Origin of the sequence: Oceanimonas baumannii (assembly GCF_002245495.1) — a bacterium.
In the GTDB taxonomy this organism is placed as follows: Bacteria; Pseudomonadota; Gammaproteobacteria; order Enterobacterales; family Aeromonadaceae; genus Oceanimonas; species Oceanimonas baumannii.
Genome location: NZ_NQJF01000010.1, coordinates 164,481 through 188,349, shown reverse-complemented (window position 1 = coordinate 188,349; position 23,869 = coordinate 164,481). Strand labels below are relative to the sequence as shown.

Sequence of the window (23,869 nt, the reverse complement as noted above, 5' to 3'; positions counted from 1 at the left end):
GAGACCAGGACGTTGATAGGCAGGGTGTGGAAGCGCTGTGAGGCGTGCAGCTAACCTGTACTAATTACCCGTGCGGCTTAACCATACAACACCCAAGAAGTGTGAGGCCTTGCAGGTCGAGACTACAAGCAGCATTCATCAAATAGCTTTTTCCGAATTAAAGTTTTATGCCTGGCGGCCATAGCGTTGTGGAACCACCTGATTCCATGCCGAACTCAGTAGTGAAACGCGACCGCGCCGATGATAGTGTGGCAGCTGCCATGTGAAAGTAGGTCACTGCCAGGCACCCAATTAAAAAGCCCGATACATACGTGTCGGGCTTTTTCTGTTTCTGCGGTCAGCATCTTGCACATGGCAAAGGTAAACCCAGCGAAGCGACTGCTTTGCAGTGAAAGTAGGGCGAGGCGGGCCAGTCACCCAATTTAAAAGCCCTTCACAGATATGAAGGGCTTTTTTATTTTTACACGTCCTTTCAAAAAGTTTGACTCAACTCACATTTTTAACTCTAATATCGGCTAACTTTCCAGATACATAAAGGAATAAATCATGCCGATTCTTAATATCGCTCTGATTGAAGGTCGCAGTAATGAGCAGAAGGAAGCGCTGATCAGCGAAGTGACCGATGCCTGCGTGCGTGCCCTGGGTGTAAAGCCTGAAACTGTGCGCATTCTGCTGCAGGATATCGCCACTCAGGATTTCGGTGTTGCCGGCGAGTCAGTACGTGTCAAGCGAGAGCGCCAGGCCTGAGCCGTCTGCGCCATGGGTTTTTGAGTCCGACCGGCGTACACTGATGCTCAGCTCTTTTTACGTCGGTTATTTATGAAAACTCTGCTTTTTATTGCCCTCGGCGGTGCCACCGGTGCCGTATTACGCTTTGTTATTACCGATCTGATGGGGCGCCTGCTGGGCCGTTCTTTTCCCTTTGGTATCCTTACCGTTAATCTGATTGGCTCCCTGCTGATGGGAGTTATCTTTATTCTGGTACAGCAGCAGGTGCTCAGTGCGCATTCATGGCGTCCTTTTATTATGGTGGGCATGCTGGGTGCATTGACTACCTTTTCTTCTTTTTCTCTCGATACCGTGCTGTTGCTTGAACATGGGCAGTGGTTTAAGGCCGGGCTGAATGTGTGCCTCAATGTGGTTTGCTGTATGATATTCACTTTTCTGGGAATGCAGATCACTCAAAGCCTGCTGGCTTCCCGTTAGTCCGGCCCGGGCATTTGCAGTACACTGCCTTACTTCGATTTTTACAGGTGTCTTGAGAATGTCAGAACAGCACAAGTCGACGACCGACTTCGGTTATCAAACCGTGAACGCCGATGAAAAAGAGCAAATGGTGGCCAGCGTTTTCCATTCGGTAGCGGCCAAGTACGACGTGATGAACGACCTGATGTCCTTTGGCATTCACCGTCTGTGGAAACGTTTTACTATTGACTGCTCCGGCGTTCGTCCAGGCCAGAAGGTACTGGATCTGGCCGGTGGTACCGGTGATCTGACCGCAAAGTTTTCCCGCATGGTGGGCGAACAGGGCCAAGTGGTACTGGCCGACATCAATGATTCTATGCTCAAGGTTGGCCGGGACAAGCTGCGCAACAAGGGACTGGGTAGCAATATCGCCTATGTGCAGGCCAACGCCGAGGCGCTGCCCTTCCCCGACAATCATTTCGATCTGATCACCATCGCCTTTGGTCTGCGTAATGTGACGAATAAAGATAAGGCATTGGCTTCCATGCAGCGGGTGCTGAAACCGGGCGGCCGTTTGCTGGTACTGGAGTTTTCAAAGCCGCAGCACGAGATCATGAGCAAGCTGTATGATTTCTATTCCTTTAATGTGCTGCCCAGAATGGGCTCGCTGGTCGTTCAGGACAGTGGCAGCTACCAGTATCTTGCTGAATCGATTCGTATGCACCCGGATCAGGAGACCCTTAAGCAAATGATGGAACAGGCAGGGCTGGAACAGGTGGAATATTTTAATATGACCGATGGCATAGTGGCACTGCACCGTGGGTTCAAGTTCTGATGAAGGCACTGCTGTTGCCGTTACTGAACGGTACTCTGGAAACTGCACTTAATCATTGGCTGCAGAGCACCGGCGGAGCTCTGCATCTGAAGTCGCTGCAAGGCAAAGTTTTACAACTGACACTGACAGAGCTGACCAGTTTTTACCTGGTATTTACCGGTGAGCGCCTGGAGATGCTGGGTAATTATGAAGGTCAAGTGGACAGTCATCTCAGCCTTTCACTCAGTGCGCTCGGGTTACTCAAGGACAAGGGCCTGTTGATGCAGTACATCCGTGACGGACGACTTGATCTCGAAGGTGATCCGCAGCCCTGGCAGGATCTGAGCTCCTTGTTGCGTGATAACCCGCTGGATATTGAAGCATATCTGGTGCCTTATACCGGTGACGTACTGGCTCACCTGCTTTGTCGCCATGGTCGCGAAGCAAAAGTGTCCCTGACTCATCGTTTGGCCGGAGCTCAGACACACCTGGGTGAGTATGTGCGGGAAGAGGCCCGGCTGGCGGTGGGGCCACTGGAGCTGACCGACTTTGGTGACGAAGTCGACGATCTGAATAAACGACTGAACCGCCTGCAGGGACGCCTGGCGGCATTGACCGACAAGGTGACCCATTCATGAGAAAATTGCGGGAGCTGCGCCGTCTTTATCAGATTGGCCGTACCCTGTTCGACTATGGCCTGGATGAGTTGATCCCGGCCCGGCTGCAGATCTGGCCGGCGCGCATGGCTCGAAAAAGTCTGTTCTGGCTGAAGAACAAGCATCCGGATCTGTCCCGGGGCAAGCGTATCCGTCTGACGCTGGAGCAGCTGGGGCCGGTATTTATCAAGTTTGGCCAGATGCTCTCCACTCGTCGGGACCTGCTGCCGCCAGACATCGCCGAAGAGCTTGCTTTGCTGCAGGACAGAGTACCGCCTTTTGACGGCAAACTGGCCCGTCAGCAGATTGAGCTTAGTCTGGGCCAGCCGATTGAAGCCCTGTTTGACGATTTTGACGAAAATCCGCTGGCTTCGGCGTCGATCGCTCAGGTTCATACTGCCCGGCTGAAAACCGGTCAGGAGATCGTCATTAAAGTAATTCGCCCGGGTATTAAGCGGGTCATTGATGCCGATGTCAGCCTGATGCATTCTATGGCGACCCTGATTGCCCGTCTGGTACCTGAACGCAGTAGCCGTCTGAGACCGGTGGAGGTCGTTGAAGAATACCGCAAGACCTTGCTTGATGAGCTTAACCTGTTGCGTGAGGGAGCCAATGCCATTCAGCTGCGGCGCAACTTTGAAGGTTCACGGACTCTCTACGTACCGGAAATTTATTCCAGCTACTGCCACGAAAATGTGCTGGTGATGGAGCGTATTTACGGTATCCCTGTCTCTGACACTGATGCTCTGATCGCCAATGGCACCAATATGCAATTGCTTGCGGAGCGGGGGGTCGAAGTGTTTTTTACCCAGGTATTCCGTGACAGCTTTTTTCATGCGGATATGCACCCGGGTAACATTTTTGTGTCTTACGAACACCCGGAAGACCCGCAGTGGATTGGTATTGACTGCGGCATTGTCGGTACCCTGAATCGGGACGACAAACGTTATCTGGCGGAAAACTTCCTGGCTTTCTTCAACCGGGACTACCGCAAAGTGGCCGAGTTGCACGTCGAGTCTGGCTGGGTGCCATCTGATACCAAAGTGGAAGAATTTGAGTCGGCCATTCGTACCGTGCTCGAACCTATTTTTGAAAAGCCCTTGTCCGAGATTTCCTTTGGCCATGTGCTGCTTAATCTGTTTAATACTGCCCGCCGTTTTAATATGGCGGTGCAGCCACAACTGGTGTTGCTGCAGAAAACCCTGCTTTATGTAGAAGGCGTCGGTCGCCAGCTTTATCCTCAGCTGGACCTCTGGAAAACGGCCAAGCCATTTCTGGAAGACTGGATGCAGAAACAGGTGGGCTATAAGGCGGTCATTAACGGCGTCAGGGAAAAGGCCCCTTACTGGGCCGAAAAGCTGCCGGAAATTCCTGAGTTGGTATACGATGCCTTGCGCCAGGCCAAATTACAGCAACGCCAGATGGCGGGGCTTTATGAGCATAATGCCACTCATCACCGGCGTCGCGGTCAGGGGCAGTATTTACTGGTGATGGGGGCGTCTACTCTGCTGGCCAGTACCCTTTTGCTGGGCATGGATGAAAGTCGGCTGGCCCTGTCTGGTATGGTGCTGACTTTGGTTGTATGGTGGCTGGGATGGCGGAGAGTCACGCAATAGTTTGATCCGCTATCAAATAATCGTCATATACCTGCAATATAATAGCCCTTTATCGTTCACTGTTTGCAAAGGAAAAAATGAGTTATGGGTGGAATCAGTATCTGGCAACTGCTTATTGTGGTACTCATCGTGGTGCTGTTGTTCGGAACCAAAAAGCTGCGTGGTATGGGCAGTGATCTGGGCTCGGCGGTTAAGGGCTTTAAAAAAGCCATGAGCGATGATGAGCAAGACAAAAAGAGCAAAGATGCCGACTTCGAACAGCAAAAACTGGCCGACAAGAACGAGCAGGCCGAGCCACTGAACGAGCAGGACAAGGCCAAAGACAAAGATCGGGTATAAGTCATGTTCGATATCGGTTTTTGGGAACTGGTGGTCATTTCGGTCATTGGGTTGGTAGTGCTCGGTCCCGAGCGCCTGCCCGTGGCTATTCGCACCGTGTCCCGCATGTTCAGAACGGTACGGGATACCGCTAACGCGGTGAAAACCGAGCTTTCCCAGGAGCTGAAAATGGAAGAGCTGCACCGGGATCTGAAAAAGGCCGAGCAACTCGGCATGAAGGATCTCAGCCCCGAGCTGCAGCAATCCATCGACCAACTGAAAGACGCCGCCGCCTCGGTCAACCGGCCCTATGAAAAACGGCCCGATCAAGGTGCGGATGAGTCCGCTAACACAGAGCCCCGGAAACCTTCTGAATGACTGAATCACAGCAGCCCCTGATCGGCCACCTGGTGGAGCTGAGGACGCGCCTGTTGCGTGCTCTGGTCGCCGTGCTGGTGGTATTTTTGGGGCTGGTTTATTTTGCCAATGATATTTACAGCCTGCTGGCTACCCCTTTGCTGAAACAGCTGCCGGAAGGTGCTGGCATGATCGCCACTGGCGTTGCCACGCCCTTCCTGACACCGCTCAAGCTGACGCTGATTGTGTCTTTCTTTGCGGCTGTTCCCATCGTGCTTTATCAGGTATGGGCCTTTATTGCCCCCGGTCTGTACAAGCATGAGAAGAGGTTGATTGCACCACTGGTGTTTTCCAGCGCCCTGCTGTTTTATGCCGGTGCCGCCTTTGCCTATTTTGTGGTCTTTCCGCTGGCATTCGGCTTTTTCACCAGCATGGCCCCGGAAGGAGTGACTATTGCCACCGACATCGCCAGTTATCTGGACTTTGTGCTGGGGCTGTTTATTGCTTTTGGTATCGCTTTTGAGATCCCCATTGCCACCATCCTGCTGTGCTGGACCGGGGTGACCACACCTAAGGATCTGGCTGCCAAGCGTCCTTATGTGGTGGTGGTGGTATTTATTGTGGGAATGTTCCTGACGCCGCCGGATGTAATTTCCCAGACTCTGCTGGCCATTCCCATGTGGCTGCTGTTTGAGATTGGTGTCTTCTTTGGCCGTTTTTATGTGCGCAAGGAAGAGGACGATGAACAGGAAACAACGCCGTGATTGATATCGGCGTGAATCTGACCAGTTCCCAGTTTGATAAAGACCGAGCAGCAGTACTTGAACGCGCTCAGGCTGCGGGTATCACCGGCCTGGTATTGACCGGGACCAGTCTGGCGGAAAGCCGGTCGGTGGCTGAACTGGCCGCAAGCCGGCCGGGTTTTTGCTACGCCACTGCCGGCGTGCACCCCCACAATGCCAGTACCTTTGATGACGCCACGCTGGGCGAACTGCGTATGCTGGCGGCACAACCAGAGGTGGTAGCCATTGGCGAATGCGGCCTCGATTTTAACCGGGACTTCTCGCCCCGCCCTCAGCAGGAAGCGGCCTTTGACGCTCAGCTGGCCCTGGCCGCCGAACTGCAGTTGCCGGTATTTATGCATTGTCGTGATGCTCATGAACGTTTTATGGCCATTCTTGCTCCCTGGCGCGATAAACTGTCTGCGGCGGTGCTGCATTGCTTTACCGGCAGTGAGGATGAACTTAAAGACTGTCTGGCGCTGGATCTGCATATTGGCATTACCGGCTGGATCTGTGACGAACGCCGGGGAGCCGAGCTGCAGCGGCTGGTATCGCTGATCCCGGCTGAACGACTGATGATAGAGACCGACAGCCCTTATCTTATTCCCCGGGATCTGTCGCCCAAACCGGCGTCACGGCGTAATGAGCCAGCTTATCTGTCTCATATTGCCGGACGCATTGCCACCTGCCGGGGCGAAGACGCAGTCCGGCTGATTGCCGCTACCACGGCAACCAGCCGGGCTTTTTTTCAACTTCAGGAGTGAACATGACCAAACAAGTGATGGGAGGCTTTCCCGGCCGCCGTCTGCGCCGTCTGCGCAAGCATGACTTCAGCCGCCGCCTGGTGCGCGAGCACACCTTGACCGTGGACGATCTGATCTACCCGGTGTTTGTACTTCCGGGGATTCAGCGTCGTGAAGCGGTGGAATCCATGCCAGGCGTGGAGCGCATGTCCATCGATCTGTTGCTGAAAGAAGCCGCCGAACTGGTGGCACTGGGGATTCCTGTGCTCGCCTTGTTTCCGGTGGTGAATGTCAGCGAGAAAACCTTGCTGGCAGAAGAGGCGTATAATCCCGACGGCCTGGTGCAGGAAGCGGTACGTGAGCTGAAAGCGGCGTTTCCGGAGCTGGGTATCATGACCGACGTGGCCCTGGATCCTTATACGGTGCACGGGCAGGACGGTATTCTTGATGAAGATGGCTATGTACTTAATGACGTGACCACCGAGGTGCTGGTCAAGCAGGCGCTCAGCCATGCCGCCGCCGGTGCCGACATGGTGGCACCGTCCGATATGATGGATGGTCGCATCGGTGCCATTCGCCAGGCGCTGGAAGAAAACGGTTTTATCAATACCCAGATCATGGCCTATTCCGCCAAGTACGCTTCTAACTACTATGGTCCCTTCCGCGATGCGGTCGGCTCCGCCGGCAATCTCAAGGGCGGTAACAAGGCGACTTATCAGATGGACCCTGCCAATATCGATGAGGCGCTGCAGGAAGTGGCGTTCGACATCGAAGAAGGTGCCGACATGGTGATGGTCAAGCCGGGTATGCCCTATCTGGACGTAGTACGCCGGGTCAAGGATCAGTTTGGTGTGCCTACCTTTGCCTATCAGGTCAGTGGTGAATACGCCATGCACATGGCGGCTATCCAGAATGGCTGGCTCAAGGAAAGGGAAACCATTATGGAGTCGCTGCTGTGCTTTAAGCGTGCCGGTGCCGACGGCATTCTGACCTACTTTGCCAAGCGGGTGGCACAGTGGCTGAAAGAAGATAAATAAAAAAAGCGCCGGAAGGCGCTTTTTTTATGCTTCCACTATGTCCAGTGACCAGCCCTGGCCGGTCTGGCGGAGCGCTTCTGCATGCAGCTCACTGGCGCGCAGATAATGGTGTTTACACCAGCCTGTGGGCAGGCTAAGGATAAGCCGGTGGCCGTCGGTCCGCAGTGTGAAAGCGGGAACCGTGCCCTGGGTGCGGCGCAGGCACAGGATAATGGCCAGACGCAGCAGCCGGACCAGCAACACAGCGCGTTCTCCGTCCATGGCACACTGAGCATGCAGCGCTTCCATATGAAAATCATCCCGCTGGTTCAGCAGCAGGGCGGCCAGCAGGCTTTTCTGGGGAGCGGTAAAGCCAGGCAGATCGATATGACGGATAATATAGGCAGCGTGTTCCGGTGCTTTCTTGTACTCGATGCACAGGCCCAGCTCATAAAGCATGGCGGCCCGGGACAGCATGCAGACTTCGTCACTGCCGGCTGCCGGTTGCAGTTGCCTCAGAGCAAGCAGGGCCGTGTTACGCACGCGTTCTCCCTGTTCCCGGTCCAGCTGATAACGGGCGATCAGACTGTCAATGGTTCTGTCCTGGGCATCACAGTTCCTGCGGGTGCCGAGCATGCTGTAGATAAGGCCTTCCCGCAGGGCTCCGCCGGCCAGCACCATACTGTTGATGCCAAGGGTCCCAAACAGGGCGATTAAAATGGCCAGACCGGACGCAAACACCGGTGCTCGCTCGGGGGTTAATCCGTGCAGTTTTAATTGCTTAATATTGCCACAGGCGATGGCCTGCTCTTTCATCTGGTGTAGTCTGGCCAGCGTAATATGCTCATTTTCACCCTGCGCCATCATGATTTCCTGAATGGCCTGGACAGTACCGGATGCGCCAAAGGCATGCTGCCAGCCCAGCTTAAGATAGTCTGCCGCCACGCCCGACAACTCGGCTTGAGCGGCGCCAATGGCCTGCTCAAAACGGGCATGAGTTAACTCATCTTCAGGAAAGTAGCGTTTCAGCCAGGTTACGCAGCCCATATTCAGGCTGTTGAGCAGAGTCGCCGATGTGCCTTCCCCGATAATCAGTTCAGTACTGGCACCGCCAATGTCGATAACCAGCCGTCGCCCGCTTCCGGATGAAGTCCAGGCCACGCCCTGATAAATGGTCGCGGCTTCTTCCTCTCCGGAGATGATGCGGATGGGGTGGCCAAGAATATCTTCGGCGCGAGCCAGGAAAACATCGATATTGGTTGCCAGCCGCAGTGTGGCAGTGCCGACAATACGCACCTGATCGGCGGGGACATCCTGCAATTGCTCGGCAAACAGTCTGAGACAGTCCCAGCCTCGCTCCATGGCCGCCTGATCCAGGCTGCCATCGGGCTGCAGACCGGTGGCCAGGCGAACCTTACGCTTTACCTTGGCCATGGTGCGAGCGGTACCGGCCACCTGCTGTACCAGCAGCATATGAAAGCTGTTGGAGCCCAGATCGATGGCGGCATACAGCGACGGGTTCTGCACGGAATTCAGTTCCGGTTGCCCTGAGGCCGGCGGCCACGGTTACCACCGGAACGGCGTTGCCCGCCACCCTGGCGATCCCGCACAGTCCGGTTCATGCCGGCCCGGTGATGGTGGATCCGTTTGGGTGGAGCCACATCGTCCAGCAGGGCTTCGCGATCATATTTGCTCACCGGAATTTCATGCTCGATATAGGTTTCCACCGCGGGCAGGTTGAACACATATTCTTCGCAGGCAAAACTGATGGAGCAACCACTGGCACCTGCACGACCGGTACGGCCAATACGGTGCACATAGTCTTCAGCATCATCGGGCAGATCGTAGTTAAAGACATGGCTTACATCAGGAATATGAAGACCACGGGCGGCGACGTCGGTGGCAACCAGAATGTCGAGCGCACCTCCGGTGAAGTCTTCCAGAATTTTAAGACGCTTCTTCTGGGGTACATCACCGGTCAGCAGACCCACTCTGTGGTTGTCGGCCTTAAGCCATGCGTAGACTTCCTCGCAACTGTGCTTGGTGTTGGCGAAGACAATGGCTTTATCGGGCCATTCTTCCTCCATCAGTGTCAGCAACAGCAGCATTTTTTCTTCCTGAGCAGGATAGAACAGCTCTTCCTTTATACGTACACCGGTTTTCTGCTCCGGCTCTACCTGCACATGTTCAGGGTCGTTCATGTGTTCATAGGCCAGCTCCTGTACTCTGAGTGACAGGGTGGCGGAAAACAACATGTTCTGACGCTGGCTGGCCGGCGGCATGCGACGGAACAAAAAGCGAATGTCCTTGATAAAGCCCAGATCAAACATGCGATCCGCTTCGTCCAGCACCACCACCTGAATGGCGTCCAGACTGATCACCTTCTGTTTGAAGAAGTCGATAATACGGCCGGTGGTGCCAATAAGAATATCAACACCTTCATTCAGCACCTGAGTCTGCTTTTCATAACCATCGCCGCCATAGGCGAGACCCAGCTTGAGACCGGTACTGTCGCTCAGGGTATCGGCATCATTATGGATCTGCACCGCCAGCTCCCGGGTCGGGGCCATGATGATGGCGCGGGGCTGATTGATTTTGCGATCGGCGGGGGCGGGGGTAGTCAGCAGATGGTTAAAGGTGGCAGCGAGAAAGGCAATGGTTTTGCCGGTACCGGTCTGGGCCTGGCCGGCGATGTCCTTTCCGGTCAGCAGCAGCGGTAACGATAACGCCTGAATCGGCGTACAGTTGTGAAATCCTTTGGCTTCCAGCCCGGCCTGCACCTGTGGTTGCAGGCCCAGCTGGGCGAATTTGGTTTCAGTAAGGTGTGTTTTGCTCATAGCATTCAGATTATCAGGTTAGGCTTGCAATAATAAACAGGATCATTTGAAATAGGCCAACTAAATTGCCCTTTTGTTGTGTGTTTTTGAAGGGCAAAACTGACTGGAGTTGGAGATGAGTGACAAAATTGTTCAGCTGACCGATGCCAGCTTCGATGCAGACGTCATCAAGGCTGAAGGCCCGGTGCTGGTAGATTTCTGGGCCGAGTGGTGTGGTCCTTGTAAGATGATCGCCCCTATCCTTGATGAGGTGGCCGGTGAATATGAAGGCAAGGTAACCGTTGCCAAGCTGAATATTGATCAGAATGCAGAAACCGCTCCCAAGTATGGTATCCGTGGCATTCCTACACTGTTGCTGTTCAAAAACGGCGAAGTGGCGGCGACCAAGGTTGGTGCTTTGTCCAAGACTCAGCTGAAAGAGTTTCTGGACGCCAATCTGTAATCTCAGCAAGGGGTGCGCAAGGCACCCCTTGTGGTTTTTGCTAGACGCATTTCTTTTTTGGTGCTAGTTTATTGTTCGTTTGCTAGCCTATTTGTGCCTTTAAGGCTCTTCTTAATTAATTCATCAATCCGGCAGATTATTCTGACCATTTGACATTCCTGGTTGATAGACACTCACCACTATGAATCTGACTGAACTCAAGAATACCCCTGTATCTGAGCTGATAAAGCTTGGGGAAAACATGGGCCTGGAAAACCTCGCCCGTCTGCGCAAGCAAGACATCATCTTTGCTATCCTCAAAGCTCATGCCAAAAGTGGTGAAGATATCTTCGGCAATGGCGTGCTCGAAATTCTGCAGGACGGCTTCGGCTTTTTGCGCAGCGCTGACTCCTCCTATCTGGCCGGCCCTGACGATATCTATGTGTCGCCCAGCCAGATCCGTCGCTTTAACCTGCGCACCGGTGACACTATTTCCGGCAAGATCCGGCCACCGAAAGAAGGTGAGCGCTACTTCGCTTTGCTCAAGATAAGCCAGGTCAATTTCGACAAACCCGAAAACTCCCGCAATAAGATTCTGTTTGAAAACCTCACTCCGCTGCATGCCAACGAGCGCATGAAAATGGAGCGGGGTAATGGTTCTACCGAAGACATTACCGCCCGGGTGCTGGATCTGGCGTCGCCCATCGGTAAAGGTCAGCGGGGCCTGATTGTGGCACCGCCCAAGGCCGGTAAGACCATGTTGCTGCAGAACATTGCGCAGAGCATTGCTTATAACCACCCTGAGTGCGTGCTGATTGTGCTGTTGATTGACGAGCGTCCGGAAGAAGTGACCGAGATGCAGCGTATGGTCAAAGGCGAAGTCATTGCTTCTACGTTTGATGAACCGGCTGCCCGTCACGTGCAGGTGGCTGATATGGTGATCGAAAAGGCCAAGCGTCTGGTAGAACACAAGAAAGACGTGGTGATCCTGCTCGACTCCATCACCCGTCTGGCCCGTGCCTACAACACCGTTGTGCCGAGCTCCGGCAAGGTACTCACCGGTGGTGTAGACGCCAATGCCTTGCACCGTCCCAAGCGCTTTTTCGGTGCGGCCCGTAATGTGGAAGAGGGCGGCAGCCTGACCATCATCGCTACCGCTCTGGTAGATACCGGTTCCAAGATGGACGACGTGATTTACGAAGAGTTCAAGGGCACCGGTAACATGGAACTGCACCTGTCCCGCAAGATTGCCGAGAAGCGGGTTTACCCGGCTATCGACATCACTCGTTCCGGCACCCGCCGTGAAGAGCTGCTCACCACCTCGGAAGAGCTGCAGAAGATGTGGATACTGCGCAAGATTGTTCATCCAATGGGTGAAATCGACGGCATTGAGTTCCTGATCGACAAGCTGGCCATGACCAAGACCAACGATGAGTTCTTTGATGCCATGAAGCGTCAGCAGAAATAATACTGACCCAGCATGAAAAAACCGCGGCTTGCCGCGGTTTTTTGTTGTTTGGTACACCCAGCCATGAAAGTGGGTATAATCCTCATGCCACTCGAGACACTCGGAACTACCTATGAAATACAAGGATTTACGAGATTTTATCGCGCAGCTTGAAGCCCAGGGCGAGCTGAAGCGTATTCACCAGGAAATTGACCCTTACCTGGAAATGACCGAGATCTGTGATCGCACTCTCAGGGCGGGCGGCCCGGCGCTGTTGTTTGAAAACCCCAAGGGCTATGACATGCCGGTGCTGGGTAACCTGTTCGGCACTCCCAAACGAGTGGCCATGGGCATGGGGCAGCCGGACGTTGGTGCGCTGCGGGAAGTGGGCCGCTGGCTTTCCTACCTGAAAGAGCCGGAGCCACCCAAGGGCCTGAAAGAACTGATGGAAAAGCTGCCTATTTTCAAGCAGGTGCTCAATATGCCGGTCAAACGGCTGAAAAGTGTTCCCTGCCAGGAAGTGGTCCAGGAAGGTGACGAGGTAGATCTGACCCGGATACCGGTTCAGCACTGCTGGCCCGGCGATGCTGCGCCGTTGATCACCTGGGGTCTGACCATCACCCGGGGGCCCTATAAAAAACGCCAGAATTTGGGGATCTACCGTCAGCAGGTACTGGGCAAGAACAAGGTGATCATGCGCTGGCTCAGCCATCGGGGCGGTGCGCTTGATTTTCGTGAGTGGCAGGAAGCCAACCCCGGTAAACCTTATCCGGTGGCAGTAGCGCTGGGTGCCGATCCGGCCACCATTCTCGGTGCGGTAACACCGGTGCCCGATACCTTGTCGGAATACGCCTTTGCCGGTCTGCTCAGAGGCAGCCGCACCGAGGTGGTTAAGTGTATCGGGTCCGATCTGGAAGTTCCGGCCAGCGCCGAGATCGTACTGGAAGGGCATATTTATCCCGGAGAGATGGCACCGGAAGGGCCTTACGGTGATCATACCGGCTACTACAACGAGATCGATGAGTTTCCGGTTTTTACCGTGGAGCGGATCACGCGTCGTCGTGATGCCATTTACCACTCCACTTATACCGGTCGCCCGCCGGATGAGCCGGCGGTGCTGGGCGTGGCGCTTAACGAAGTGTTTGTGCCAATACTGCAAAAACAATTTCCGGAAATCGTGGATTTCTACCTGCCACCGGAAGGCTGTTCTTACCGTATGGCGGTCGTGACCATGAAAAAGCGCTACCCCGGACATGCCAAACGTGTCATGCTGGGCGTTTGGTCGTTTTTACGCCAATTTATGTACACCAAGTTCGTTATCGTGTGTGACGACGACATCAATGCCAGAGACTGGAACGACGTGATCTGGGCCATTACGACCCGAATGGACCCGGCACGGGATACCACATTGATTGAGCACACCCCCATCGACTATCTGGACTTCGCTTCACCGGTATCCGGTCTGGGCTCTAAAATGGGCCTGGATGCCACCAACAAGTGGCCGGGAGAAACCAACCGGGAGTGGGGCGAACCTATCGTGATGACGGACGAGGTCAAACAACGGGTCGATACGCTGTGGGACCAACTCGGGATCCTGAACGCGAGTGCAGAACAGAGTGAAATCAAAGGATAGTCATGCAAAAAGTTAGCTGTAATGTTGAAGAGCTCCATGAAATGGCCGACACCCTCTGGTATGTTCGGTTGAAGCCGGAGCAGGTGGTGGACTTTAATCCGGGCCAGTATTTGCTGGTGGTGATGGCAGATGACGATAAGCGTCCTTTTTCCATTGCCAACAAGCCTCTGGAGAATGGTGAAGTTGAGCTGCATATTGGCGCTTCGCCCGATAATACCTATGCACTGCAGGTGCTGAGACGCATGCAGGAACAGGGGAAAATCGACATACAGCTGGCTGCGGGTAAGGCCTATCTGCGTGACTCCCGTCACCCTGTGATTCTGATGGCGGGCGGTACCGGTTTTGCCTATACCCGTTCCATTTTGCAGCAAATGCTGGCCGATGGTCTGCACAAGCCGGTATTCATCTACTGGGGAGTACGCCAGGAAGAGCATCTTTATGCACATGAAGAGCTGAATGCCTGGGCGGCCGAGCACAAAGAACTGACGTATGTGCCCGTGGTGCAGAACGGCAGTGAACACTGGCAGGGCAAAACAGGCCTGCTGCACGACGCCATTATGGAAGACTTCCCCAGCCTGAACGGGTACGACATCTATGTGGCTGGCCGCTTTGAAATGGCAGGCGTGGCCCGGGAAGCCTTTAAAGAGAAGGGTGTGGATCCCGAGCGGCTGTTCGGTGACGCCTACGAGTTTATTTAAACTCGGTTTTCCTTCAGCAAAAACAATGCCGGGCTTGCCCGGCATTGTGCGTTTGTAGAGGCCAATTTATTGAGGGGGCAAACGCATGGAATATAACACCTGCAACCTGCTTGAGACCGGACCTACAAGCTGCTTTCGCCTTGTGGGTTATCACCGGGGCTGATGCTGCCGGGTTCGACAAAAGGGGCAAGATCGAGTCGGCCAATGGCTTCCATCGCCAGCTCAAAGCGGCCCTGCTGGCATAACCCCAGCAGACCGCCTTCTTCATATGCGTTTAAGGCCGCGTCCAGGCAGGCCTGGCGCAGCGTTTCGGCTTCATTCCTGGTCATTGCGGCCATCGGCCAGCTGTTGTTCCAGCTGGGCCAGGCGGGATTCCAGTTCGTTCAGCTTTTCCCGGGTGCGCAGCAGCACTTTGGTCTGTACATCAAATTCTTCCCGGGTGACTACATCCAGCTTGCCCAGTTGGGACTGCAGCACGGTACGAATGCGTTTTTCTGCCTCCTCACCCATGTTCTTCAGCCCGGAGGGCATGTTGCTCTGGATCTGCTTTGCGATTTCTTCCAGTTTTTTCGGGTCCAGCATGGTCGCTCTCCTTAAAATATTGCCGCTATTGTAACCCAATCCTGTGGCTCATGGGGATTCGGGATTGGCTTGTTGCAGGGCGATCTGGCGAAAGGCGCGGATCAGCGGATCATCCAGCCGCTTTTTCAGCAGGCAGACACCCACCTCAAAAGGTTTCAGATCGGGAGTGACGTCCAGTTGCCGTATTTTGTCGGCCATGGGGCTATGGCGGATCACCGCTGTGGGTACCAGGGCTACACCGCAGCCCAGCGCTACCATGCCGACAATGGCTTCGTTGCCGGCGACTTCGGCATAAACATGCGGGCTGATGGCCTTGTTACGAAACCACTGGTTGGTGCGTTTGCGGGCCACCCCTTGATCCGGCAGTATCACCGGAATACGGCTCCAGTCTGCCGGTTCCTGTTGCAGTAATTCGTTGGCCAGGCAGGGAATGCGCGGCGCGATAAACACCAGCGGCACTGTCTGCAGTCGAATGAACTCCAGCTTGGCAGGCAGGGCATCGGGGCGGGCGGCAATGGCCAGGTCCGATTCTTCACTCAGCATTTTGTCGATGGCCAGGGCCGGATCACCGGTTTCCAGCCGCAATTCCAGTTGCGGATAGCGGGTGCGGAAGCGAGCCAGAATATCGGGCAGCAGAAAATAACTGGCGGTGACCGAGCAGAACAGCCGCAGCCGGCCCTGCAGCGGGCTGTCATTATGTTTTAGCTGGTCCCGCATATGCTGCCATTCTCTCAGCCAGCCGTCGGCAAACTGCTGTAACTGCAGCCCTGCCGGCGTGAGTGTCACACTGCGGTTATCGCGCATCAGCAGTTCGCAGCCCACTTCCTGCTCCAGCCGCTGAATGGCCCGGCTCAGGGTAGACGGGCTGACCGCCATGGCATCGGCGGTACGGCCAAAGTGCAGACTCTGGCTGAGATGAACAAACAGTTCGAGGTTACGAAGGTCCATCGTATTGCACCAAATGAAATACTCTGTTTCGAATATATCATTTCAGGCAATGTCACGCCTGGGGTATATTGCTGGGGTCGACACCGGAAACGGTGCAAATATTCAAAAGTAATGGATTCATTGGAGCAAAAGGTTATGGCTAACTATTTCAATACCCTGAACCTGCGTCAGCAGCTCGAGCAGCTCGGCAAGTGTCGTTTTATGAACCGCAGCGAGTTCGCCGATGGTTGTAACTACCTGAAAGGTAAAAAGGTCGTTATCGTTGGCTGTGGTGCCCAGGGTCTGAACCAGGGTCTGAACATGCGTGATTCCGGTCTGGATGTATCCTATGCCCTGCGTGCCGAAGCCATTGCCGAAAAGCGTAAATCCTTTGTTCAGGCCAGCGAGAACGGCTTCAAGGTAGGCACTTATGAAGAGCTGATCCCGACTGCCGACCTGGTCATGAACCTGACTCCGGACAAACAGCATACCTCCGCTGTTAACGCGGTTATGCCGCTGATGAAGGAAGGTGCCGCCCTGGGTTACTCCCACGGTTTCAACATTGTAGAAGAAGGCATGCAGATCCGTAAGGACCTGACCGTGGTCATGGTGGCTCCCAAGTGCCCCGGTACCGAAGTACGTGAAGAGTACAAGCGTGGCTTTGGTGTACCGACCCTGATCGCCGTTCACCCGGAAAACGATCCCCAGGGTGAAGGTCTGGCCATCGCCAAGGCCTGGGCCTCTGCCACCGGCGGTGACCGTGCCGGCGTACTGGAGTCTTCCTTCGTCGCCGAAGTCAAATCCGACCTGATGGGTGAGCAAACCATTCTGTGCGGTATGCTGCAGGCCGGTGCCATTGTGTGCCACGAGAAAATGGTAGCCGACGGCATCGACGCCGGTTACGCCGGCAAGCTGATCCAGTTCGGCTGGGAAACCATCACCGAAGCGCTGAAACAGGGCGGTATCACCAACATGATGGATCGCCTGTCCAACCCGGCCAAGATCAAGGCCTTCGACCTGGCCGAAGAGCTGAAAGAACTGATGCGTCCGCTGTTCAACAAGCACATGGATGACATCATCCAGGGCCACTTTTCTGCCGGCATGATGGCCGACTGGGCCAAGGATGACCACGACCTGCTGACCTGGCGTGAAGAAACTGCCGAAACCAGCTTCGAGCAGTACCCGGCCACCGACGCAGCCATCGGCGAGCAGGAATACTTCGACAACGGCATTCTGCTGGTGGCCATGGTTAAGGCCGGCGTAGAACTGGCCTTCGAAGCCATGACCGCGTCCGGTATCATCGACGAGTCTGCCTACTACGAGTCTCTGCACGAACTGCCGCTGATCGCCAACACCGTGGCTCGCAAGCGTCTGTACGAAATGAACGTGGTTATCTCCGATACCGCCGAATACGGTAACTACCTGTTCGCCAACGCCGCGGTACCGCTGCTGCGCGAACACTTCATGCCGAAGGTTGGCACTGACGTGATTGGCAAGACTATCACTGTTGAGTCCAACTCTGTCGACAACCGTCGCCTGATCGACGTGAATGAGGCCATTCGCAACCATCCGGTGGAAAGCATCGGCAAGACCCTGCGTGCCTACATGACCGACATGAAAAACATCGCCGTTGGCGGTTAAGTAAACAAACGATAAACAGAGCAGTATCAAGGGAGGCGAAAGCCTCCCTTTTTTGTGCCGGCGCTGGCAGCCATTCAGACCGGTGTTCCCTTTTCGACCTGAGAGCCGCCTTTGATATAATGCACTGCTAAATATTGGGGGAGTGAACAATGAGTTTTGACGAGCGTTTCGGGGGTATTGCCCGTTTGTATGGTGCCCGGGCTCTGGCTCGCTTTGCCGAGGCCCATGTATGTGTGATCGGCATTGGCGGCGTGGGCAGCTGGGCGGCGGAAGCTTTGGCGCGCTCTGGCATTGGTGCCATTACCCTGATCGACATGGACGATATCTGCATCACTAATACCAACCGGCAGATCCACGCTCTGAGCAACCAGATTGGCACAGAAAAGACCCGGGCCATGGCCGAGCGTATTGCGCTAATCAATCCTGACTGTCAGGTCACAGTAGTGGATGACTTTATCAATGCCGACAATCAGGCCGAGCATTTGTCTGCTGGTTTTGACTACGTGGTGGATGCCATCGACTCGGTGCGGGCCAAGGCTGCACTCATCGCCTTTTGCAAGCGCAACAAGATCCCGGTGATCACTGCCGGCGGTGCCGGTGGCCAGACTGATCCTTCCCAGATCCAGCTCAAGGATCTCAGCAAGACCATTCAGGATCCATTGGCGTCCAAGGTGCGGGGGGAGTTGCGCCGGTTTTATAATTTCAGCAAGAACCCCAAGCGCAAGTTTGGCGTCGACTGCGTGTTTTCCACCGAGCAACCCCGCTACCCAGACGGCGAAGGCGGCATCTGCAGTGCCAAACAGGAATCGGACGGCACCATGAAAATGGATTGTGCCTCCGGCTTTGGTGCTGTCACCCACATCACCGCCACCTTTGGCTTCTTTATGGTCAGCCGGGTGCTTTCAAAGCTTGCTACGCAAGCAGCGGAAAGCAAGCCGTAAGCTTTCAGCTGTAAGTTGAGCGAGTTGGATGAAGACGCTGTCTCAAGGTTGTAGCAGGGAGGGGGATGTGTCCTTAAAAGTTATCTACAAAATCACTTATCCGAACGGAAAAATTTACATCGGCAAGGATCTGACCGACAGCATCAATTACTTCGGTAGTGCCAGTGACGAGCTGATCGCCAAAGATTTTACCCGTGAGCAACGGCAGAGCATGACTATCAGAAAAGACATTCTGCTTGAGTCAGATGATGCTGCGGAAATAAATCGCCGAGAATCGGAGTTTATTAGGGAATACCAATCCAACAATCCCGATATTGGTTACAACCGTTGGCCTAAGTTTCGATCCTGATGTCCTGTCATGATCGGAGCACGGCGAAGCAGACACCCTTTGCCCTCCTTGGAACACTCTGAGCCGACTGACAGCATGCAGGCAACGTCGATGTTGCCTGAAGCAGCAGTGGGGATTGCCGGAGCCGACCGTCACCTGCCAGGGAAGGCAGGTGCCGAGCGTCCCATGGATGGGCTCGAAGCGTGTCGGCGTAGCGCAACCGCGCTGATGCTTCGTATGGCGATCGGCTCAGCTTTCCGCTTTGGCCTTGATGGCGGCCACCACAGCTCTTAAACCGTTACCCCGGGACGGGCTCAGGTGGCTGAGCAGCTGTAATTCCTTGAAATAGGCGTCCATATCAAAGGCGGCAATGTCGGCAGCGGTCTTGTTGCTGAGCGCGGCCAGCACCACTGCCATCAGCCCCTTGACGATGCGGGCGTCGGAGTCGCAGTGAAACTGCCAGCGTCCTTGTTCATCCTGTCTTGCCACCAGCCAGGCCTGGCTTTCACAGCCGTGAATGGCGTGGGTATCCACCTTGTTGGCTTCAGCCAGGGGGGGCAGTTGTCTGGCCAGCAGGATGAGCTGACGGTAGCGGGCTTCCCAGCCCTGGGCGGCGGCGAACAGGGTGCGCACCTCGGTATCGGTGATCTCGGTGCCAAAGGGGTGGGTCATCAGAGCAGCTCCCGGGCCTTGTCGATGCCGGCCAGCAAAGCGGCCACGTCATCATGCGTGTTATAAAAGGAAAATGAGGCGCGCACCGTGCCGTTCTTCAGCCCCAGCGCCTGCATCAGCGGCATGGCGCAGTGGTGGCCGGTACGGACGGCAATACCCTGCATATCGAGCAGGGTGGCCAGATCCTGCGGGTGCACCTCATTCATGACAAAGGAGACGGCCCCGGCCTGAGGCCGGCCGATAACGCGAATGTCGTCCATGGCGGCCAGTCCGTCCAGCAGCTGTGCCAACAGCGCCTGTTCGTGCTTCAGCAAGGCGATCCGATCCAGCCCTTGCAGGTAGTCCACCGCCGCTCCGAGGGCGATGGCTCCGGCAATATTGGGGGTGCCTGCTTCAAATTTGAACGGCGGTTCGGCAAAGGTGGTGTGTTCAAAGGTCACGTTTTTGATCATTTCGCCACCGCTCTGCCAGGGCGGCATTTTCTCCAGCCATTCGGACTTGCCATACAGTACCCCGATGCCGGTGGGGGCGAACATTTTATGGCCGGAAAAAGTATAAAAGTCACATCCCAGAGCCTGTACGTCCACCGGGAAATGTCCTACCGCCTGGGCGCCGTCAATCAGGGTGATGGCGCCCACGGCCCTGGCCATGGCAATCAGCTCGGCCACCGGATTGACCTGCCCGAGGGCATTGGACACATGACCCACGGCCAGCAACCGGGTGCGGGGGGTGATTAGTCGTTCGGCAGCGGCCATATCCAGCTCGGTGCCGTCGGTGAGAGGAATGACCTTCAGCACGGCACCGGTGGCGGCGGCTACCTGCTGCCAGGGCACGATATTGGCGTGATGCTCCGAGGTGGACACCAGTATTTCGTCGCCTTGTTTCAGGAAATGCCGGCCAACACTGAACGCCACCAGATTGATGGCTTCAGTGGTGCCTCGGGTCCAGATGATTTCCTTGGGCGAAGGCGCATGAATAAAGCGCGCCACTTTCTCACGGGCCTGCTCAAAGGCGCGGGTGGCCTGGCCGCTCAGGGCGTGAGAGGCTCTGTGCACATTGGCATTGGTGTCTCTGTAATAATGATTGAGTGCATCCAGCACCGGTTGCGGCTTCTGGGTGGTGGCGGCGTTGTCGAGATATACCAGCGGGTGGCCGTTAACAATTTGCGCCAGGGTTGGGAAGTCGCGTCTGAGTACTCGAATATCCACGATCATGCATAACCATAAAAAAAACTATCAGGATCATGAGCCAAAGCCGGGCCGATGACAAGGCGGCCTTCACCCGAAGCGGTCATGGCGGTAAAATCACCGACCTTCATATTATCACCAAGCCAGTTGCTGAATATGAGCAGAAGGGCAAAGGGGGCAGTTGCACGACCGATCAAATGCCATGGATGGCATTTGCCGAGCGCCACATGGAGGTGCCTGAAGCGTGTCGTGAAACTGTTCCTTTGCCCTGCCTGCCCGCAAATCAGCATCAACAGGAGCCGCCATGAAACTTAACCCCGCCCAGGATGAAGCCGTTCGCTACATTGCCGGACCTTGCCTGGTGCTGGCCGGTGCCGGCTCCGGCAAGACCCGGGTGATCACCAATAAAATCGCTTATCTGGTGCGCCAGTGTGACTACTCTGCCCGCCATATTGCCGCCGTGACCTTTACCAACAAAGCGGCGCGGGAAATGAAGGAGCGGGTGGCGCAGACCCTGGGCAAGAACGAGGCCCGCGGCCTGATGGTGTCTACCTTTCACACGCTGGGGCTGGATATTATTCGCCGTGAACACAAGACCCTGGGGCTGAAGTCGGGTTTTTCCCTGTTTGACGATCAGGATCAGCTGGCGCTGATTAAAGAGCTTACCGACAAGGAGCTGCAGGGGGATAAAGAGAAGATCAGCCGCCTGCTGAGTACCATCTCTAATTGGAAAAACGATCTGGTATTGCCGCCCCGGGCTGCCCGTCTGGCCACCGACGCTGAAACCGTGCTGTTTGCCCAGTGTTACGAGCGCTACCAGCGTCATATGAAGGCCTACAATGCGCTGGACTTCGATGATCTGATCCTGATGCCCACCCTGTTGCTCAAGACCAATGCCGAGGTACGGACATTCTGGCAAAACAAGATCCGTTACCTTCTGGTGGACGAATACCAGGATACCAACACCAGCCAGTATGAACTGGTGAAACTGATTGCCGGCGAGCGTGCCCGTTTTACCGTGGTGGGTGATGACGATCAGTCGATCTATTCTTGGCGTGGTGCCCGGCCCCAGAATCTGGTGCTGCTGAAGGAAGATTATCCCAGCCTCAAGGTGATTAAACTGCAGCAGAACTACCGCTCCCGGGGCCGGATCCTGCAATGTGCCAACATTCTGATTGCCAACAATCCTCACGTGTTTGAGAAGCAGCTATTCTCGGAAATGGAATACGACGCACCGGTGCGGGTATTGTTTGCCAAGAGCGAAGAGCATGAGGCGGAGCGGGTGGTGGCCGAGATTATGGGCCACAAGTTTATGACCGCCAGCAAGTTCGGTGACTACGCCATTCTTTACCGGGGCAATCATCAGTCCCGGTTGTTGGAAAAGGCGCTGATGACCAACCGCATCCCCTACAAGATCAGCGGCGGCACCTCATTTTTTTCCCGGGCCGAGATCAAGGACATCATGGCTTACCTGCGGCTGCTGGTGAATCCGGATGATGACAATGCCTTTCTGCGGGTGGTGAATACCCCCCGGCGGGAAATTGGCCCCACCACTCTGGAGAGGCTGGGCACCTATGCCAACCAGCGGGGCAAAAGTCTGTTTGCCGCCAGCTTTGAGCTGGGGCTGGAACAGACCCTGACCGGGCGTGGCCTGGTGGCGGTACGCGCCTTCAGCGACTGGCTGGTGCGGCTGGGGGATGAAGCGCTGCGTGGCAATGCGGTGGAAGCGGTGCGCGACATGATTAAGGACATCCACTACGAAGAGTGGCTGTATGAAACCTCGCCCAGCCCCCGTGCCGCCGAAATGCGTATGCAGAACGTCTCTACCCTGTTTCGGTGGGTCAGCCAGATGCTGGAAGGCTCTGAGCTGGAAGAGGCCATGACCCTGCCTCAGGTGGTGACCCGGCTGACCCTGCGGGACATGATGGAACGGGGTGAGGATGAGGACGACGGTGAACAGGTGCAGTTAATGACCTTGCATGCGTCCAAGGGGCTGGAATTTCCTTTTGTGTTTATGGTGGGCATGGAAGAAGGCCTGCTACCGCACCAGAGCAGTATTGACGAAGACAACATCGAAGAGGAGCGGCGGCTGGCTTATGTGGGTATCACCCGGGCTCAGCAGGCGCTTACGTTTACCTTGTGCCGGGAGCGGCGTCAGTATGGTGAAACCATTCGCCCCGAGCCCAGCCGTTTTCTGCTGGAACTGCCTCAGCAGGATCTGGATTGGGAGCACAACCGCAAGCCCCAGAGCGAAGGCGAGCGTATGCAAAAGGGTCAGGCCGGGGTTGCCAGCCTGCGTGCCATGTTCAGGAAGTAACGCCGGAGGTGGTGTCCTGGTGTGGCCGGGCTTCGGGTGAGCGAGCCTCAATCAGCCAGAATAGCAGGGTGCTGTGAAAAATAATGCTGTAGGCAAACAACTCCAGCCCTTCCTGGACCACGCTCTTGATGAGGAATACCGATGAAGCGCCCTGCTCGCCAAGCATGGCCTCCCAAATGGCGCCGGTGCCAAATACTCGACTAAAGCAGAGCAGGGTGGCTATACCCATCAGCACATAGTTGAACGGCACCGAACGAATGGCGCTTACCATACCACTCAGGGTGCTCTGGGGATAGCAGGCGGCCAGTCCCACCGAAACCAGAAAGACGGCCAGAACGCAGTATTGCCAGAGGTTGTCTTGCATGTCATCCAGCAGAAAATCAAACTCCCTAATAAACATGGTCATAAAAAAGCCGGCAATCAGGATAAGAAAACCGCGTGTGTCCCTGACCCTGACCGCTCCCGCCGCGCACAGCAGTGCCGACAGCAAGATCAGCAGAGCCTGCAGCAGCTCGGTCAGGCCCCATTCCGGCATGCCGTGGTTTAGCACCACCACGTCAACTGTGACCGCGAGGGGGGCGATCAGCGTGCATAAAATCAGCAGCAGAAACTGCAGGGCGGCCTTGGTGATCTGGTGAATGTGTTCGGACATGGGTATACGGCTTCCAGGTTAAATGGGGCGGCTATTCTCGGGGGAGCTGGCTGCAATCCAGATGAGAAGTCGGGAAATATTTAGGTAAAAAAAGCCCCT

At 55.4% G+C, this 23,869-nt stretch carries 27 protein-coding genes and 2 rRNA genes; 20 read left to right on the top strand and 9 right to left on the bottom strand.

Annotation, left to right across the window (positions count from 1 at the left end):
* The 12 genes from B6S09_RS13265 to hemB all read left to right on the top strand — a co-directional run.
* Window positions 1–85: ribosomal RNA gene (locus B6S09_RS13265) — 23S ribosomal RNA — on the top strand; the annotation flags it as partial.
* Window positions 86–170: 85 nt separating this feature from the next.
* Window positions 171–285: ribosomal RNA gene (gene rrf / locus B6S09_RS13260) — 5S ribosomal RNA — on the top strand.
* 261 nt (window positions 286–546) lie between these two features.
* A complete protein-coding gene (locus tag B6S09_RS13255; protein WP_094278971.1) occupies window positions 547–747 on the top strand; it encodes a tautomerase family protein in 201 nt (66 codons plus the stop codon).
* A 72-nt stretch (window positions 748–819) separates the two neighbouring features.
* The gene (crcB, locus tag B6S09_RS13250) at window positions 820–1,206 is read left to right on the top strand and encodes a fluoride efflux transporter CrcB (RefSeq protein ID WP_094278970.1); all 387 of its coding nucleotides are present in this window, start codon (window positions 820–822) and stop codon (window positions 1,204–1,206) included.
* A gap of 58 nt (window positions 1,207–1,264) precedes the next feature.
* Entirely contained in the window at window positions 1,265–2,020 is a 756-nt protein-coding gene (gene ubiE, locus B6S09_RS13245; RefSeq protein ID WP_094278969.1) for a bifunctional demethylmenaquinone methyltransferase/2-methoxy-6-polyprenyl-1,4-benzoquinol methylase UbiE, read from the top strand.
* The gene (locus tag B6S09_RS13240) at window positions 2,020–2,637 is read left to right on the top strand and encodes a ubiquinone biosynthesis accessory factor UbiJ (RefSeq protein ID WP_094278968.1); all 618 of its coding nucleotides are present in this window, start codon (window positions 2,020–2,022) and stop codon (window positions 2,635–2,637) included. The genes ubiE and B6S09_RS13240 overlap by 1 nt, the downstream gene beginning before the upstream one ends.
* Window positions 2,634–4,271, top strand: coding sequence for a ubiquinone biosynthesis regulatory protein kinase UbiB (gene ubiB, locus B6S09_RS13235; RefSeq protein ID WP_094278967.1), 1,638 nt, complete (start codon window positions 2,634–2,636; stop codon window positions 4,269–4,271). Before B6S09_RS13240 ends, ubiB begins: the two co-directional genes overlap by 4 nt.
* A gap of 84 nt (window positions 4,272–4,355) precedes the next feature.
* Complete coding sequence (tatA, locus tag B6S09_RS13230) at window positions 4,356–4,610, top strand: Sec-independent protein translocase subunit TatA (protein ID WP_094278966.1); 255 nt, start codon at window positions 4,356–4,358, stop codon at window positions 4,608–4,610.
* Between the two features lie 3 nt (window positions 4,611–4,613).
* Entirely contained in the window at window positions 4,614–4,967 is a 354-nt protein-coding gene (gene tatB / locus B6S09_RS13225; protein ID WP_094278965.1) for a Sec-independent protein translocase protein TatB, read from the top strand.
* Window positions 4,964–5,710: a twin-arginine translocase subunit TatC gene (tatC, locus tag B6S09_RS13220; protein WP_094278964.1), complete on the top strand. Its 747-nt coding sequence runs from the start codon at window positions 4,964–4,966 to the stop codon at window positions 5,708–5,710. Before tatB ends, tatC begins: the two co-directional genes overlap by 4 nt.
* Window positions 5,707–6,492: a 3'-5' ssDNA/RNA exonuclease TatD gene (tatD, locus tag B6S09_RS13215; RefSeq protein WP_094278963.1), complete on the top strand. Its 786-nt coding sequence runs from the start codon at window positions 5,707–5,709 to the stop codon at window positions 6,490–6,492. The genes tatC and tatD overlap by 4 nt, the downstream gene beginning before the upstream one ends.
* 2 nt (window positions 6,493–6,494) lie before the next feature.
* Window positions 6,495–7,508 (top strand): porphobilinogen synthase, encoded by a 1,014-nt coding sequence (gene hemB / locus B6S09_RS13210; RefSeq protein WP_094278962.1) that lies wholly within the window; start codon window positions 6,495–6,497, stop codon window positions 7,506–7,508.
* 24 nt (window positions 7,509–7,532) lie between these two features.
* Here the strand turns inward: hemB and gppA are convergent, their stop codons facing one another.
* Both gppA and rhlB read right to left on the bottom strand, forming a co-directional pair.
* Window positions 7,533–9,014, bottom strand: coding sequence for a guanosine-5'-triphosphate,3'-diphosphate diphosphatase (gene gppA, locus B6S09_RS13205; protein ID WP_094278961.1), 1,482 nt, complete (start codon window positions 9,012–9,014; stop codon window positions 7,533–7,535).
* 5 nt (window positions 9,015–9,019) lie between these two features.
* Entirely contained in the window at window positions 9,020–10,324 is a 1,305-nt protein-coding gene (gene rhlB, locus B6S09_RS13200) for an ATP-dependent RNA helicase RhlB (RefSeq protein WP_094278960.1), read from the bottom strand.
* A 115-nt stretch (window positions 10,325–10,439) separates the two neighbouring features.
* Between rhlB and trxA the strand changes: the two genes are divergently transcribed.
* The 4 genes from trxA (at window position 10,440) to fre (ending at window position 14,523) form a co-directional block, all read left to right on the top strand.
* Entirely contained in the window at window positions 10,440–10,766 is a 327-nt protein-coding gene (trxA, locus tag B6S09_RS13195) for a thioredoxin TrxA (RefSeq protein WP_014290643.1), read from the top strand.
* Window positions 10,767–10,947: 181 nt separating this feature from the next.
* A complete protein-coding gene (gene rho / locus B6S09_RS13190; protein WP_094278959.1) occupies window positions 10,948–12,213 on the top strand; it encodes a transcription termination factor Rho in 1,266 nt (421 codons plus the stop codon).
* A gap of 112 nt (window positions 12,214–12,325) precedes the next feature.
* A complete protein-coding gene (gene ubiD / locus B6S09_RS13185; protein ID WP_094278958.1) occupies window positions 12,326–13,825 on the top strand; it encodes a 4-hydroxy-3-polyprenylbenzoate decarboxylase in 1,500 nt (499 codons plus the stop codon).
* A gap of 2 nt (window positions 13,826–13,827) precedes the next feature.
* A complete protein-coding gene (gene fre / locus B6S09_RS13180; protein WP_094278957.1) occupies window positions 13,828–14,523 on the top strand; it encodes an NAD(P)H-flavin reductase in 696 nt (231 codons plus the stop codon).
* Window positions 14,524–14,645: 122 nt separating this feature from the next.
* Here fre and B6S09_RS13175 read toward each other — a convergent pair whose 3' ends face one another.
* From B6S09_RS13175 to ilvY, 3 genes are read right to left on the bottom strand one after another with little or no spacing between them, the layout of a single operon-like run.
* Window positions 14,646–14,852: a hypothetical protein gene (locus B6S09_RS13175; protein WP_094278956.1), complete on the bottom strand. Its 207-nt coding sequence runs from the start codon at window positions 14,850–14,852 to the stop codon at window positions 14,646–14,648.
* Window positions 14,839–15,105, bottom strand: a complete 267-nt coding sequence (gene ubiK, locus B6S09_RS13170) for a ubiquinone biosynthesis accessory factor UbiK (protein ID WP_094278955.1) — start codon at window positions 15,103–15,105, stop codon at window positions 14,839–14,841. Before ubiK ends, B6S09_RS13175 begins: the two co-directional genes overlap by 14 nt.
* A 48-nt stretch (window positions 15,106–15,153) precedes the next feature.
* Window positions 15,154–16,053, bottom strand: a complete 900-nt coding sequence (ilvY, locus tag B6S09_RS13165) for an HTH-type transcriptional activator IlvY (protein ID WP_094278954.1) — start codon at window positions 16,051–16,053, stop codon at window positions 15,154–15,156.
* A 135-nt stretch (window positions 16,054–16,188) separates the two neighbouring features.
* Between ilvY and ilvC the strand changes: the two genes are divergently transcribed.
* The 3 genes from ilvC to B6S09_RS13150 all read left to right on the top strand — a co-directional run bounded on the left by ilvC (window position 16,189) and on the right by B6S09_RS13150 (window position 18,963).
* On the top strand, window positions 16,189–17,673 hold the full coding sequence (gene ilvC, locus B6S09_RS13160; protein WP_094278983.1) for a ketol-acid reductoisomerase: 1,485 nt from the start codon (window positions 16,189–16,191) through the stop codon (window positions 17,671–17,673).
* 149 nt (window positions 17,674–17,822) lie between these two features.
* Window positions 17,823–18,614, top strand: a complete 792-nt coding sequence (gene tcdA, locus B6S09_RS13155) for a tRNA cyclic N6-threonylcarbamoyladenosine(37) synthase TcdA (protein ID WP_094278953.1) — start codon at window positions 17,823–17,825, stop codon at window positions 18,612–18,614.
* Between the two features lie 67 nt (window positions 18,615–18,681).
* The gene (locus B6S09_RS13150) at window positions 18,682–18,963 is read left to right on the top strand and encodes a GIY-YIG nuclease family protein (protein ID WP_208321744.1); all 282 of its coding nucleotides are present in this window, start codon (window positions 18,682–18,684) and stop codon (window positions 18,961–18,963) included.
* A gap of 228 nt (window positions 18,964–19,191) precedes the next feature.
* On the opposite strand, the gene csdE is transcribed toward B6S09_RS13150, so the two are convergent.
* The 3 genes from csdE to B6S09_RS18470 are packed head-to-tail and all read right to left on the bottom strand — an operon-like array spanning window position 19,192 to window position 21,028.
* The gene (gene csdE, locus B6S09_RS13145; protein ID WP_094278951.1) at window positions 19,192–19,614 is read right to left on the bottom strand and encodes a cysteine desulfurase sulfur acceptor subunit CsdE; all 423 of its coding nucleotides are present in this window, start codon (window positions 19,612–19,614) and stop codon (window positions 19,192–19,194) included.
* On the bottom strand, window positions 19,614–20,828 hold the full coding sequence (locus B6S09_RS13140; RefSeq protein WP_094278950.1) for an aminotransferase class V-fold PLP-dependent enzyme: 1,215 nt from the start codon (window positions 20,826–20,828) through the stop codon (window positions 19,614–19,616). The genes csdE and B6S09_RS13140 overlap by 1 nt, the downstream gene beginning before the upstream one ends.
* Window positions 20,825–21,028: a hypothetical protein gene (locus tag B6S09_RS18470; protein WP_166670318.1), complete on the bottom strand. Its 204-nt coding sequence runs from the start codon at window positions 21,026–21,028 to the stop codon at window positions 20,825–20,827. The genes B6S09_RS13140 and B6S09_RS18470 overlap by 4 nt, the downstream gene beginning before the upstream one ends.
* 77 nt (window positions 21,029–21,105) lie before the next feature.
* Between B6S09_RS18470 and rep the strand changes: the two genes are divergently transcribed.
* Window positions 21,106–23,118: a DNA helicase Rep gene (gene rep / locus B6S09_RS13130; RefSeq protein ID WP_094278949.1), complete on the top strand. Its 2,013-nt coding sequence runs from the start codon at window positions 21,106–21,108 to the stop codon at window positions 23,116–23,118.
* Here rep and B6S09_RS13125 read toward each other — a convergent pair.
* Entirely contained in the window at window positions 23,108–23,770 is a 663-nt protein-coding gene (locus tag B6S09_RS13125) for a hypothetical protein (protein WP_094278948.1), read from the bottom strand. The two genes, rep and B6S09_RS13125, sit on opposite strands and share 11 nt — an antisense overlap.
* Window positions 23,771–23,869 lie beyond the last annotated feature (99 nt).

Coding starts and splice junctions, on each gene's coding strand:
- B6S09_RS13240 (WP_094278968.1), top strand. CDS start 2,020: ATGAAGGCACTGCTGTTGCCGTTACTGAACGGTACTCTGGAAACTGCA.
- ubiK (WP_094278955.1), bottom strand. CDS start 15,105: ATGCTGGACCCGAAAAAACTGGAAGAAATCGCAAAGCAGATCCAGAGC.
- B6S09_RS13175 (WP_094278956.1), bottom strand. CDS start 14,852: ATGACCAGGAATGAAGCCGAAACGCTGCGCCAGGCCTGCCTGGACGCG.
- tatB (WP_094278965.1), top strand. CDS start 4,614: ATGTTCGATATCGGTTTTTGGGAACTGGTGGTCATTTCGGTCATTGGG.
- ilvC (WP_094278983.1), top strand. CDS start 16,189: ATGGCTAACTATTTCAATACCCTGAACCTGCGTCAGCAGCTCGAGCAG.
- rep (WP_094278949.1), top strand. CDS start 21,106: ATGAAACTTAACCCCGCCCAGGATGAAGCCGTTCGCTACATTGCCGGA.
- trxA (WP_014290643.1), top strand. CDS start 10,440: ATGAGTGACAAAATTGTTCAGCTGACCGATGCCAGCTTCGATGCAGAC.
- ubiE (WP_094278969.1), top strand. CDS start 1,265: ATGTCAGAACAGCACAAGTCGACGACCGACTTCGGTTATCAAACCGTG.
- B6S09_RS13125 (WP_094278948.1), bottom strand. CDS start 23,770: ATGTCCGAACACATTCACCAGATCACCAAGGCCGCCCTGCAGTTTCTG.
- fre (WP_094278957.1), top strand. CDS start 13,828: ATGCAAAAAGTTAGCTGTAATGTTGAAGAGCTCCATGAAATGGCCGAC.
- B6S09_RS13140 (WP_094278950.1), bottom strand. CDS start 20,828: ATGATCGTGGATATTCGAGTACTCAGACGCGACTTCCCAACCCTGGCG.
- ubiD (WP_094278958.1), top strand. CDS start 12,326: ATGAAATACAAGGATTTACGAGATTTTATCGCGCAGCTTGAAGCCCAG.
- tcdA (WP_094278953.1), top strand. CDS start 17,823: ATGAGTTTTGACGAGCGTTTCGGGGGTATTGCCCGTTTGTATGGTGCC.
- ubiB (WP_094278967.1), top strand. CDS start 2,634: ATGAGAAAATTGCGGGAGCTGCGCCGTCTTTATCAGATTGGCCGTACC.
- crcB (WP_094278970.1), top strand. CDS start 820: ATGAAAACTCTGCTTTTTATTGCCCTCGGCGGTGCCACCGGTGCCGTA.
- tatC (WP_094278964.1), top strand. CDS start 4,964: ATGACTGAATCACAGCAGCCCCTGATCGGCCACCTGGTGGAGCTGAGG.
- B6S09_RS13255 (WP_094278971.1), top strand. CDS start 547: ATGCCGATTCTTAATATCGCTCTGATTGAAGGTCGCAGTAATGAGCAG.
- hemB (WP_094278962.1), top strand. CDS start 6,495: ATGACCAAACAAGTGATGGGAGGCTTTCCCGGCCGCCGTCTGCGCCGT.
- csdE (WP_094278951.1), bottom strand. CDS start 19,614: ATGACCCACCCCTTTGGCACCGAGATCACCGATACCGAGGTGCGCACC.
- tatA (WP_094278966.1), top strand. CDS start 4,356: ATGGGTGGAATCAGTATCTGGCAACTGCTTATTGTGGTACTCATCGTG.
- rhlB (WP_094278960.1), bottom strand. CDS start 10,324: ATGAGCAAAACACACCTTACTGAAACCAAATTCGCCCAGCTGGGCCTG.
- ilvY (WP_094278954.1), bottom strand. CDS start 16,053: ATGGACCTTCGTAACCTCGAACTGTTTGTTCATCTCAGCCAGAGTCTG.
- rho (WP_094278959.1), top strand. CDS start 10,948: ATGAATCTGACTGAACTCAAGAATACCCCTGTATCTGAGCTGATAAAG.